Origin of the sequence: Natronorubrum thiooxidans, from assembly GCF_900156475.1 — an archaeon.
GTDB classification, from domain to species: Archaea; Halobacteriota; Halobacteria; order Halobacteriales; family Natrialbaceae; genus Natronorubrum; species Natronorubrum thiooxidans.
In genome coordinates, this window is sequence record NZ_FTNR01000009.1 from 36,210 (window position 1) to 48,313 (window position 12,104).

General features: G+C 63.1%; 9 protein-coding genes. 3 read left to right on the forward strand and 6 right to left on the reverse strand.

Annotation, left to right across the window (positions count from 1 at the left end):
- Nucleotides 1-52 precede the first annotated feature (52 nt).
- Nucleotides 53-1,222 carry a LolA family protein gene (locus BW940_RS12805; protein WP_076609751.1) on the forward strand — a complete coding sequence of 390 codons (1,170 nt, stop codon included), beginning with the start codon at nt 53-55 and terminating at the stop codon, nt 1,220-1,222.
- 405 nt (nt 1,223-1,627) lie between these two features.
- Entirely contained in the window at nt 1,628-3,061 is a 1,434-nt protein-coding gene (locus BW940_RS12810; protein WP_076609610.1) for an FAD-dependent oxidoreductase, read from the forward strand.
- A gap of 229 nt (nt 3,062-3,290) precedes the next feature.
- Here BW940_RS12810 and BW940_RS12815 read toward each other — a convergent pair whose 3' ends face one another.
- Complete coding sequence (locus BW940_RS12815) at nt 3,291-4,226, reverse strand: thiamine pyrophosphate-dependent enzyme (protein WP_076609611.1); 936 nt, start codon at nt 4,224-4,226, stop codon at nt 3,291-3,293.
- Between the two features lie 2 nt (nt 4,227-4,228).
- The gene (locus BW940_RS12820; RefSeq protein WP_076609612.1) at nt 4,229-6,133 is read right to left on the reverse strand and encodes a 2-oxoacid:acceptor oxidoreductase subunit alpha; all 1,905 of its coding nucleotides are present in this window, start codon (nt 6,131-6,133) and stop codon (nt 4,229-4,231) included.
- 362 nt (nt 6,134-6,495) lie between these two features.
- On the opposite strand from BW940_RS12820, the gene BW940_RS12825 reads away from it, so the two are divergent.
- A complete protein-coding gene (locus BW940_RS12825; protein WP_076609613.1) occupies nt 6,496-8,304 on the forward strand; it encodes a 2-oxo acid dehydrogenase subunit E2 in 1,809 nt (602 codons plus the stop codon).
- 27 nt (nt 8,305-8,331) lie between these two features.
- On the opposite strand, the gene BW940_RS12830 is transcribed toward BW940_RS12825, so the two are convergent.
- From BW940_RS12830 to BW940_RS12845, 4 genes are all read right to left on the reverse strand, one after another.
- On the reverse strand, nt 8,332-8,841 hold the full coding sequence (locus BW940_RS12830) for a VOC family protein (RefSeq protein WP_076609614.1): 510 nt from the start codon (nt 8,839-8,841) through the stop codon (nt 8,332-8,334).
- A gap of 72 nt (nt 8,842-8,913) precedes the next feature.
- The gene (locus tag BW940_RS12835; protein ID WP_076609615.1) at nt 8,914-9,939 is read right to left on the reverse strand and encodes an NAD(+)/NADH kinase; all 1,026 of its coding nucleotides are present in this window, start codon (nt 9,937-9,939) and stop codon (nt 8,914-8,916) included.
- A gap of 5 nt (nt 9,940-9,944) precedes the next feature.
- Nucleotides 9,945-10,952 (reverse strand): alpha-ketoacid dehydrogenase subunit beta, encoded by a 1,008-nt coding sequence (locus BW940_RS12840; RefSeq protein ID WP_076609616.1) that lies wholly within the window; start codon nt 10,950-10,952, stop codon nt 9,945-9,947.
- A complete protein-coding gene (locus BW940_RS12845; RefSeq protein ID WP_076609617.1) occupies nt 10,952-11,995 on the reverse strand; it encodes a thiamine pyrophosphate-dependent dehydrogenase E1 component subunit alpha in 1,044 nt (347 codons plus the stop codon). The genes BW940_RS12840 and BW940_RS12845 overlap by 1 nt, the downstream gene beginning before the upstream one ends.
- Between the last annotated feature and the right edge of the window lie 109 nt (nt 11,996-12,104).

Here is a 12,104-nt window from a genome sequence, read left to right on the forward strand (position 1 = left end):
TGTCGGCACCGAGCCGATGACATAATAGGGCTTGACTGTGATCTTTTCTGTCATGCGTGTTCCCGCTGCCGATCACACCCCGATCCGCATCGCCGCCGCGCTGTTTCTCACCGTGGTGCTCGCTGGCTGTGTCGCCGTTCCGGATGCCGGTCCCTCACAGGCCCACCTCGAGGACCAACTCGCCGACACCGAGCCACCGGACGAGTTCGCCGCAACCGTCGACGTTCGCGAGACGGTCGACGGCGAGACAACTCAGCACACCGAAGCCGTCTGGTTACGTGCCGACGGTACTAGCCGGATCGAAACCGCCGACAACGGCAGCGAGCTCGTCATCGTCAGCGACGGCAGCGACCGGTACATTCACGACCTCGAGCGCGACACCATCCGCAGCTACGAACGCGATCCGGATGCGAGATCGTTGCTCGAGGGGCTCTCCGCCCAGCCCGAGCGATACCTCGACGCCTACGACGTGACCGGCCTCGAGGAGACACAGGTCAACGGTCGGGACGTCTACCACGTCGAATTCGAACCGCCGGCAAACGAGACGATCGAGCGCTCGGTTGGCGTCCGGGTCGGCCAGACGGAGTACGTCTTTCCGCTCGAGACGAGCGAGACTGGCCCCTACGAACGAAGCGCCGACCGAGTCGAACTCTGGCTCGATCGAGAAACCTTATTTCCTGTCAAACACACCATCGCGGGCGACGACATCGAACTGACGACGACCTACCGCAACCTCTCGATCGACGGGGGACTCGATGACGACCTGTTCGAGCCACCGACCGTCGCCGAAGACAGCGACGCCGACGAGACTGAGTTCGTCTTCCCAACAATCGACCAGTACGACACGATCGCCGACGCCGAGGCGGCAGCGCCGTTCGCGGTCGCCGAGCCGTCAGCCGACGCGCTGCCGGATGCCGTCGCCTTCGACGGCGCAAGCAGCTACGAGTTCCATGACGAGGACCGCAGACAGGTGTCGCTCTTTTACCGCAACGGCGGTGGCGAGTCAGTGACGGTCACCACGAGCGACGGCCCTCGAGCGTTCGCGACCGACGGCGACTCGGTCAGCGTCGGTGAGGCGACGGGCACGCTCGAGACCACCGAGCAGGGGACAGAACTGCAGTGGTCGTGTGACGGGCTGTACTACTCGGTGTTCGTCAGCGACGAGTACGGCGACGCAGAACTCGCGCTCGTGGTTAGCGAGTCGCTGGGCCTCGAGTGTTGAGTGTTTTCGATTGCTGTGCGGTCGGGACGCAAACAGTACTTTCGCTCCACTCGCTACAGATGCGGACTGGCCGCCGAATATGCGACCTGTTGTGAGAGACGTTTCGAGACGTGTGTGAGATACATAGCGCGTATCGTTCACCGGCTACGCTTCTTTCAGTCCGTGCAAATTCGGCGGTAGATGACGCTATCTGACTGCTCCCCATAGTGAGACACGGGTGAGCTGACGCATGCCCGAAATTGGACCTGTCTGGATGCAGCCCTGCCTTGGTGAACTACTGCACGGTCTACGCGCTCGATCGGCCCGGTCGCGGTGCGAGCGGCGACGCCGACGGGTACAGCCTGGAGACCGTCTTCGAGCTCAATGAAAACGTGAAGCCAGCCAAGTAGATAAGTACTGAATCAGATGACATTAACAACTGTACCACAGTACGACAGTGAACAGATCGCCGACAGAGAGGGGCATGCGGTAGTGGTCGGCGCAGGCATAGCCGGTCTGCTGGCTGGCCGTATCCTTGCAGATGCATTTGATGAGGTCACGGTGCTTGATCGTGATCCGCTGCCCGATGAACCAGTTGCACGTCCCGGTGTCCCCCAAGCCCGCCAAATCCATATTCTGTGGGAGGCCGGACGGGCGACGCTGGAAGAACTTTTCCCGGGCTACAGCGAAGCGTTGCGTAGCGCTGGCGGGGTGGTAATCGATGGTCAGCGGGACTTCTACATGTACAGCCAAGGCGGTTTCCTTGCCGCCGGATCGGAGCCGTTTCAACTTTACGCAGCGACGCGGCCGCTGTACGAGCAGTTGCTCCGAGGACGTGTCTCCGAACTTGACGGCGTCAAGCTACGGGGGAACTGTCCATTTCTTGAGTATCTCGCTGACGACGGAGTGACCAGCGTGAACGGTGTGATGATCCGAGACGATGGCGCTGAGCAGGAACTCGCCGCCGATCTGGTCGTTGATGCCACGGGCCGAACGAGTCGGACGCCGAACTGGCTAGCGAAACACGGTTACACGCCGCCTGCAACCGAGGCGGTACACGTCGACTTAGCCTACAGCGCCAGCCTTATTGAGCGACCTGCTGACGACCACCGAATGATCGGTGTGCTGGCCGAGGCACCGCGTACCCGTGGTGGGGCAGTGTTACCCGTTGAAGACAATCGTTGGCTGGTGAACTTACACGGGATCCACGGTGATCATCCACCGACAGATGTCGAGGAATCCAACGACTTCGCAGCGAGTCTGCCCACCCCAATCGTGAAAGACCTCCTCGAGGAGCGCCCCAGGGTGTCCACGGAGATCCCTTTCTATCCATTCCCGTCGAACCGGCGATACCGGTACGAAGAACTCGACCGCTTCCCGGATGGTCTGGTCGTCATGGGTGATGCGATCGCCAATTTCAATCCGATCTACGGACAGGGCATGTCTGTGGCTGCGCTCGAGGCGCTGATGCTTCACCACACGCTTGCGACGGACGATCGGAAACAGTTCGGACGTCGCTTTTTCGATCGTGCCACAGAGGTCGTCGAGCCCGCGTGGATGCTAGCGACTGGAGCGGATTTCAGCTTCCCACAGACAAAAGGCGACAAACCTCGAGGAACTGCCTTCTTTAACTGGTATCTGGGCCGACTGTTCCGAAAGGCACATACAGACAGCGTCTTGACTGACGCCTTCACTCGCGTCCTCTCGATGCAGCAGCCTCCTACCTCGCTGTTACATCCCAGTGTACTATGGCGCGTGCTACGGCCGGGCCAGAAAGACACGCAATCGTCGCTACGTGAGTCGCCCCACAGTCACGTACCGAGTCACGTCGAAGACGACGAGACGAGTCCATTCCCATGAGATGGAACCAGCATTGACGCGACTGATGGCCCTTGAATTCAGTCGAGATGCCAGGTCGTGTTTTGGTCCCCAGTTCCTTTCGGAGAAGTGAACCTTACTCGATAAATCTCTGATGTAACGAGTAGCTTCCGTTCAGATAACTCTCTGGCGCAGTTGTGACTCCGTCCTCGCTCGAGACGACCACACTCACATAAAAGATAAAATCGTCCAGCGAGACGACCGCCGACGCTTACTTGTGACGGTCGAGCAGGTCGTAGCTGCGCTCCCACTCGGCGTCGTCGTCGAAGTAGCGCTCGACGAGCGGTTCGTCGGGCAGTTCGCCGACGGCCGATTTCTCCTCCTGATAGGATGGCCGGTCCTCGTCGACGTAGTACCGGCCGGTGAGGACGGTGCCCTCGTTGAGGACGTCCTCGGTCTCGTGCATCATCTCGGCGGCCTCGCGACGATCCGTAATGTCGAAGTCGTAGTCGTCGGACTCCTGGACGTCGATATAGGGGACGTACTGGCGTGCGTCCTTGTTCCAGGTCGGACACTGCGTCAGGAAATCAACGTGGGCGAAGCCGTCGTGTTCGATGGCTTCTTTGATGATTTCTTTGGCCTGGTTGGGGTTGACCGCGGCGGTACGGGCGACGTAGCTCGCACCGGCGTTCAGCGACATCGACAGTGGACGCAGCGGCGTCTTCGCGCTGCCGGATGGCTGGGTCTTCGACTTGTGACCTTTCGGGCTCGTCGGCGAGGTCTGGCCCTTCGTCAGGCCGAAGATCTCGTTGTTGAACACGATGTAGGTCATGTCGTGGTTCTCACGGGCCGTGTGGATCCAGTGGTTGCCGCCGATGCCGTACCCGTCACCGTCACCGCCGGCGGCGATGACCTCGAGTTCGGGGTTGGCGAGTTTGGCGGCACGGGCCACGGGCAGCGAACGGCCGTGGATGGTGTGGAACCCGTAGGTGTCGAGATAGCTGCTCAGCTTGCCCGAACAGCCGATCCCAGTGACCGTCAGCACTTCCTCGGGTGTCTTGCCGACTTCCGGGAGGGCCTGCTTCAGCGACTTCAGGACGCCGAAGTCACCACAGCCCGGACACCAGGTCGGCTGCGGTTCGACACCGGGGGTAAACTCGTCCCGGTCGATCTCTCGCTCCTCTCCGATCGCGTTGAATGCACTCATGGTTAGTCACCTGCTGCGGGTTCGATTCGGACCTGTGCGGTCGGTTCACGGTCTTCCTCGGCGACGTTGACCTCGTAGCCCTCGACGACCTCTGCTGGTTCGAATGGGTTTCCGTTGTACTTGAGCAGGCTCGTCAGTTTCTCGCCGAAGCGACCGAGTTCCTTCTGGATGAGCCCGCGGAACTGGCCGGTCCCGTTCATCTCGACGACCATCGCCTCGTCGACGCTCTCTAAGAACTCGGTCATCTCGGTCTCGGGGAACGGCATCATATCGGAGACGCTGATTCCTTTGACCGAGTGGCCGGCCTCGTTCAGGCGGGAAACGGCTTCCACGACGGCGCCCTGGCTCGAGCCCCACGTGATGACTCCGTAATCGGCCGTCTCGTCGCCGAAGTAGGTCTGGTTCGAGGGGTGGTCCTCGTCGAGTTCCTCGCGGATGGAGTCGAGTTTCTCCAGTCGGCGAGTCATCTGGAAGACGCGGTTGTCCGAGTCCTCTTCGATGTGACCAACGGGGCTGTGTTCGTTCCCGGTTGCGAGGTAGCGCCCGCCTTTCTGGCCGGGCAGCGAGCGTTTGCTAACGTTGCGTTCGTTGTCGTCGTAGCCGAAGCGCTCGAACTTCCCGGAGGCGTCGTGTGCGGCCTCCTTGAGTTCTTCCTCGGTCAGCGTCGAGCCGAGTCCTGGCTCTGGCTCGCGGTCGAAGAACTCGACGTCGACGTTCGTGTTCTCGCCGGAGAGCTTCTGGTCGTAGATGATGATCGTCGGGATCTGGTACTCCCAGGCGATATCGAAGGCCAGTCGGGTCTGCTCGTAGGCTTCCTCGATCGTGCCCGGCGCGAAGACGACGCGCGAGGAGTCGCCCTGGCTCGTATAAAGCACGAACTCGAGGTCGCTCTGTTCGGGCTTGGTCGGCATCCCGGTCGACGGACCGGCACGCATCGACTCGACGAGGACCAGCGGCGTCTCGGTCATCTCGGCGAGGCCGAGCGGTTCGCTCATGAGCGCAAAGCCACCGCCGGAGGAGCCGGACATGGCTTTCACGCCGGCGTGGCTGGCACCGACGGCCAGTGCGGCCGCGGCGATTTCGTCTTCGACCTGCTCGGAGACGCCACCCATGTCGGGGAAGTTCTGGCTGAGGATCGTAAAGACGTCCGTCCACGGCGTCATCGGGTAGCCGGCGATGAACCGGCAGCCACCGTCGATCGCACCGTAGGCGATCGCGTTCGAGCCCGACAACAGCGCCTGCTCGGTCTCGTGGGTGCCTTCAGGTGCGCGAAGGTCGTGTTCGAACTCGTACTCCTCCCGAGTCGTCTCGTAGGCCTCGTGGAGGATCTCGAGGTTCGACTCGAGGATGTCCCCGCCCATCGCGTCGGACATCAGGTCCTCGATGTGCTCGAGGTCCATATCGAGCAGCGCCGCCGTGACACCGACACCGGCGGTGTTGCGCATGACTTCACGGCCGTGCTCTCTGGCGAGGCCGCGAAGGTCCATCGGGAAGACGTGCCAGTTGTTCTCCTCGGCACGTTCCTCGAGGTCGATCGCGTCGACGTCCTCCTCGCTGATGAGGCCCTCGTCGTAGACGATGATCCCGCCTTCTCGCAGCTCGTCTAAGTTCTCCGAGAGGGGCTTGATCTCTTCGTTGCCGTAGTAGGCGTCTTCCTGTGGGTTGCGGGCGAAGGAGTCGCCAAGCGAGAGCAGGAAGTTGTAGCCGTCCCCTCGTGACTGTACCTCGTGGTCTGCGGCCCGGATTTCGACGTACGTGTGGCCACCGCGGATCCGAGACGGATAGTGGCGGTGGGTAAAGATGTCGAGCCCCGAGCGCATCAGCGCTTTTGCGAAGTTCTGGCTCGTCGAGTCGATTCCGTCTCCGGAACCGCCTGCGATTCGCCAGATGAGTTCGTCGTCGCTCATAGGTAAATCAGTGGCCTGTGGGCCAACCGTACCGGAATTTTGCCCTACTCAACCTAAAGCCTTTGCTATACATTACCATATATCTATCGTGAAGAATGAACAATCATCCAGTACTCGGCACAGGCGCGCGAACCTTCTGGAAAGATCATCCAAAATTACCTGTATTCGATAATCGTGCATCCAGTTCAAACTGGCCGCTTCGAGCAGTGTCCGTTCATACGGTCTGCTGTACCGAGTTACCGCCGATTACCAGAGACGGGGTCGGTGATCGGCGGTAATTGATTACAGCAGTCCGTATCAGACCGTCTCACAATCACGGAGCCACCGGTACGCTTTATGTGGTTGTTATGCTATGAGATGCCATGGGTTACATCGTCAGGATGCCAAAACTCGGGCTGGAAATGGAACGCGGCGAACTCCTCGAGTGGCGGATCGATGCAGGTGGGACCGTCGAGGAGGGCGAGACGATCGCGGAGGTCGAGTCCGAAAAGAGCATCGCCGAAGTCGACGCTCGAGAGGATGGCGTCCTCAGAGAGACGTACCTCGAGGAGGGTGGGACGGTCCCGCCAGGAACACCGATCGGAATCGTCGCGCCCGAAGACGCCGATATCGACGACCTCGAGGCAGAGGCATCGGCCGACATCGAGGAGGCGACGGGCGAGACGGCGGCCGAGGAGCCAGCAGCCGACGAGCCAGCGGCCGAAAGCGCCGACAGCGGCACGACGAGCGAGACGGCAGCCGCGACGGACACGGCCGACGGCGACGTTCAGGCCTCGCCGCGGGCCCGCGAGCGCGCCGCGGAACTCGAGGTCGACCTCTCGAGCGTCGAGGGGACGGGCTACCAGGGGTCGATCACGGAAGACGACGTCGAAGCGGCCGCCGAATCGGGTGGGGCCGCCGAAGCGGACGTCAACGCATCTCCACGCGCACGCAGTCGCGCCGAGGAACTCGGCGTCGACCTCATAACCGTCGAGGGGACCGGGTATCAGGGCTCGATCACCGAAGACGACGTCGAGGACGCGGCCGGCAGCGGCGATCGAACGCCGATCGAAACGCGGCCCTTCAGCGGGATGCGCCAAACGATCGCCGCCCGCCTCGGTGAGAGCTACCGGGAAGCCGTCCACGTGACGGTCCACCGCAAGGCAGATGTCGAGGCACTGTTCGACGCCACCGACGCCGCGGATGAGGTCCTCGAGACCGACGTCTCGATTCAGGACCTGCTCGTACTCGCCATCTCGGCGACCCTCGAGGACCATCCCGAATTCAACGCGACGTTCGAGGACGAGGTCCACACGCTCTGGGCGGAACACAACGTCGGTATCGCCGTCGACGTCGAACACGGGCTGATCGCCCCCGTGTTGGGCGACGTCGGGAACAAGTCGCTTGCGACGATCGCCGACGAACGCCGCGACCTCGTTGGATCGGCCCTCGAGGGCGAGTACACGATGGACGACCTCCAGGGTGGGACGTTTACCGTGACAAACCTCGGCGTCCTCGGCGTGGAGTCGTTCGACCCGGTCATCAACCCCCCGCAGGTCGCCATTCTCGGCGTCAACGCGATTTCGGAGGCCCCCACACGCGGCCCGAACGACGAGGTGGAGTGGCGACAACAGCTTCCGCTGGATCTCTCCTTCGACCACCGCATCGTCGACGGAGCCGACGCCGCCCGCTTCCTCGAGAGCCTCGTCGAGCATCTCGAGGAGCCGTGGGCGCTGCTGCCCGAAGAAATCAGCGCCGGAGCCGGCGCGGGAGCGGGTGCGCCAACGGAGATGCCCGAGCGCACGGTTACGGCACACAACCCCGACGGCATGGCTGGCACGATCGAGGCTGGCTCGTTCGAGTGGGGCTACGACGAACCCGAGGAGGCCGGCGGCACCGAAACGGGGCCGACGCCAGTCGACGTCTTCCTCGGCTCGCTCGCCGCCTGTCTGTCGCTGAGCATTCGCTTCCAGGCCGAAAAGCGCGACACACCAGTCAACGGAATCGACGTCACGACGACGGCCGAACCCGAACATGGCGGCGTCGAACACCTCGAGGCGACGGTTCAACTCGAGTCCGATGCCGACGACGACACCCTCGATCGACTCATCGATCTGGGCGAGCGGGGCTGTCACGTCTCACAGCTGACTCGAGACGACCTCGAGGTCGAGATCAGCTGGGAGCGGGTCTGACACCGGTTGCAGAACCGTTCGGCTTGCCTACTCGGGATAGGTCATCTCCGGTTCGGGGATCGAATCGACGTTCGCCGCCGTCTCGAAGATCGTCCCGTTGAGTTCGTCGGCCGTATCGAAGTACCAGTACTCGACGCCGTCGAAGTTGCCGCTCTGGATCACGGGCATGCCGGCGTCTTCGAACGTCTCGACGACCGCGTGTGGATCGTCGAACGCGAAACAGGCGACGTGGTGGAGCCCTTCGCCATGCTCGTCGAGGTGTTCGGTGTAGATGCTCGGCCCCTCGAGCGGCTCAATTAGCTCGAGCATCGTCTCGCCGAGTTGGGCCAGCGCCAACCGCATCGAGTACTCGTGGGACTCCCCGCGGAAGGTGCGGTCGGTCAACGCCGGGGGCTCGAATCGATACACTTGCCACGGGCCGACCCCGAGCAGCCCTTCGAAGCGGTCCATGCCGTCTTCTAAGTCTTCGACGACGAACGCGACCTGTGAGAGCTCCGGAATCTCGACGTCTAGCTGTGGTATGGTATTCCTAACCATGATATCTTGTCCACACCGGGCAAAATAGTGTTTATTGTACTCTCGAGTGAGTGAACACTCGATCCGGGGCGATCAGTCCTCGGTCGACTGCAGCCGCTCGGCGTGCTCGAGCGCGCCAGCCTCGACACCGGCTGCGAGCGTCGCATCGACGTCGACGAGTCGGGGCCCGTCGGGAACGGGCGTGAGTTCGACCGTCGTTTCGGTGAGTTCGAGTTCGCGTTCGCCATCGGCTCCAACGACGCCGTCGGGCACGTCGAATTCGGCGGGCTCGTTCCACTCGAGTCGCTCGATCGACTCGATGCCAACGGTTGCAGTGACGCCCGGAGCGAGCACCGCACGGACGGTCCGTGCGGCGTCGTCGGGCTCAGTTAATCGAACGGCGACACCGCCCGGCTCGGTCGGCTCGAGGCACTCGACGGCCCCCGCGATGGCGGCGAGCCCGATATCGCCCGGATGGGCCCGCGAGACGACACCACCGCGGAGATCACCGGAGTCGAGCAGCGCCCGCGTTCCGATAAACGACTGCGCGGACACCTCGGCGGCTGCAAGCGCCGAGAGCTGTTGTGTGCCCCCTGCGGTCTCCGCGCGGGCCTCGATCATCCCATGGCGCGTGGTCGCGTCGGTCGCCGGAACCACACCCGTCGCGAGTAGCGCCGCAGCGACGCCCGCGACGGTCCCGTCGACGGCCGTCGGCACGACGTTGTTCGTCCCGGTCGAGACGGCGACCACGGGCACGTCACCGATCTCGCAGGCGACGTCGCGGGTCGTCCCGTCACCCCCAAGGGCGACGACGACGTCGACGTCGCCCTCGCGAAACAGACTCGCCGCCCGGCGTGTGTCGGCTGCGGTGCTCTCGACGAGCATCTCGAGTGGTTTTACCTCGAGTCCAGCCGGCGCTTCCTCGAGGACGTGGTCGGAGATGCCCCGTCTGTCGGGCATAACTGCCACGTCCGGCGGCTCGTCGACCGCCGTCAGTCCGTCGAGGACGCAGGTCGCGACTCGACGCTTCGCGTAGTTGTCGACGACGCTCGCGCCACCGGTGAGCCGCCGGATATCGCGGCCCGCAGCAGGGTTGACGATCAGTCCGACGCGGCTCACGATGGCTATGTCACCCGCCGGATCGCGTCACGGACGTCGTCGCCGGAAGGCAGCACTTCCTGCTCGAGTGGTGGACTGAACGGGATGTGCGTGTCGGGCGTGCCGACGCGCTGGATTGGCGCGTCGAGGCTGAAGAAGGCCTCTTCTTGGACGCGGGCGACGATTTCGGCGTGAGTGCCGTAGGACAGCGGGCTCTCGTCGGCGACGATAAGCCGGCCGGTCTTCTTGACGCTCTCGACGATGGTGTCGATGTCGAGCGGGTACAGCGACCGCGGGTCGATCACTTCGACGCTCGTGTCGTCGGCCATGTTTTCGGCGGTCTGCAGGGACTCGCCGACGAGCCGTTGGGTCGCGACGACGGTGACGTCCTCACCCTCGCGTTCGATGGCGGCCTCGCCGATCGGGACGGTGAAGTCCTCGTCGGTCGGCACGGCACCTTTCTGCTCGTAGATCATCTTGTTCTCGAAGACGAAGACGGGGTCGTTCGAGCGGATGGCGGCTTTCGTCAGTCCCTTCGCCGACGCTGCAGTCCCGGGGGCGACGGCTTTCAGGCCGGGGAAGTGAGCGATCCAGGAGTGGACCGTCCCCGAGTGCTGGCTCGCCGCGCCCATGCCGCCGCCTTCGGTGGTGCGGACGGTGACCGGCATCTCCGCTTTGCCGCCGAACATATACCGCATCTTCGCCATCTGGTTCATGATCTGTTCCATCGCGACGCCGGCGAAGTCGGAGAACATGAGTTCGACGACCGGCCGCGTGCCGGTTGCCGCCGCGCCCGTCGCTGCGCCCATGAAGCCAGCTTCGCTGATCGGCGTGTCCTTGATGCGCTCCGGGCCGAAATCGTCGTACAGATCGCCCGTGACCTCGAGGACGCCGCCGAAGACGCCGATGTCCTCGCCGATGAGGAAGACGTCCTCGTCGCGCTCGAGTTCCTCACGCATCGCTTGTCGGATCGCTTCTCTGACGGTCAGTTCCTCGGTTTCAGTCTCGAGTTCGGATTCTACTTGTGCAGTCATTATCGGTCACCTCCCGGGCGGCCACCGTCCGTGCGGGCGGCGCTGGCAAAGCGTTCGATCTCCGGCGGCATCTCCGCGAACATGTCTTCGTAGGCCTCGTGTGGTTCCGGTGCTGGAGCGTCCTGGGCGAACTCGATCGCGGCATCGATTTCGGCCTCGATGTCGGCCTGCAGCTCGTCGAACTCCTCTTGGGTGAGTTCGCCGCGGTCGATCAGGCGCTCTTTGAACGACTCTATCGGGTCACGCTCTTGCCAGCGTTCGATCTCTGCGTCGTCGCGGTACGGTTCCTCGTCGCCCTCGTAGTGGCCGCGGTAGCGGTAGGTCTCGGCCTCGACAATCGTCGGCCCGTCGCCCGCTCTGGCACGGTCTCGAGCCTCCGAGACGGCTTCCGCGACCGCGGTGATGTCCATCCCGTCGACGGTTAGGCCCGGAATGTCGTAGGCCTGTGCCGTGTCGCTCAGGTTGTCGAGGTTGTGCTGGTCCTCGACCGCCGTCCCCTCACCGTAGTGGTTGTTCTCGATGACGAAGACGGCGGGCAGGTCCCACGTCGCCGCGATGTTGATCGCCTCGTGGACCTGTCCCTGGGCGACGGCCCCGTCGCCGAGGAAGCCGACCGCGATCTGGTCGCGGTCCTGATAATCGATCGACAGCGCCGCGCCGGTCGCCATCGGTGGCCCCGCGCCGACGATGCCGTTCGCGCCGAGCATCCCGGCATCGACGTCTGCGATGTGCATCGAGCCGCCTTTGCCGTTACAGTAGCCCTCGGCCTTGCCGTAGAGTTCGGCCATCATGTACTGTGGGTCGAGTCCCTTCGCGATACAGTGGCCGTGTCCTCGGTGCGTGCTCGCGATGTAGTCGTCCGGATCGAGTGCGGCGCAGGCGCCGACCCCGACCGCCTCCTCGCCGATATACAGGTGGACGAACCCTGGTATTTCGCCGTCTGCGAATCGATCCCCCGCCTCCTCGTCGAACGCCCGGATAGTTACCATCCGTCGCAGCGCCTCGAGTCGGCCCTCTGTGCTCTGTAAGTCAAAGTCTGCCATGATCCATACTGATATACAACAATCTTCGATATAAGTGCTAGCAGCCACCATACAATGGTACAACTCAGTTGTCACTTTCATCGACCAGTTCGCGACAGAAACAATCGAA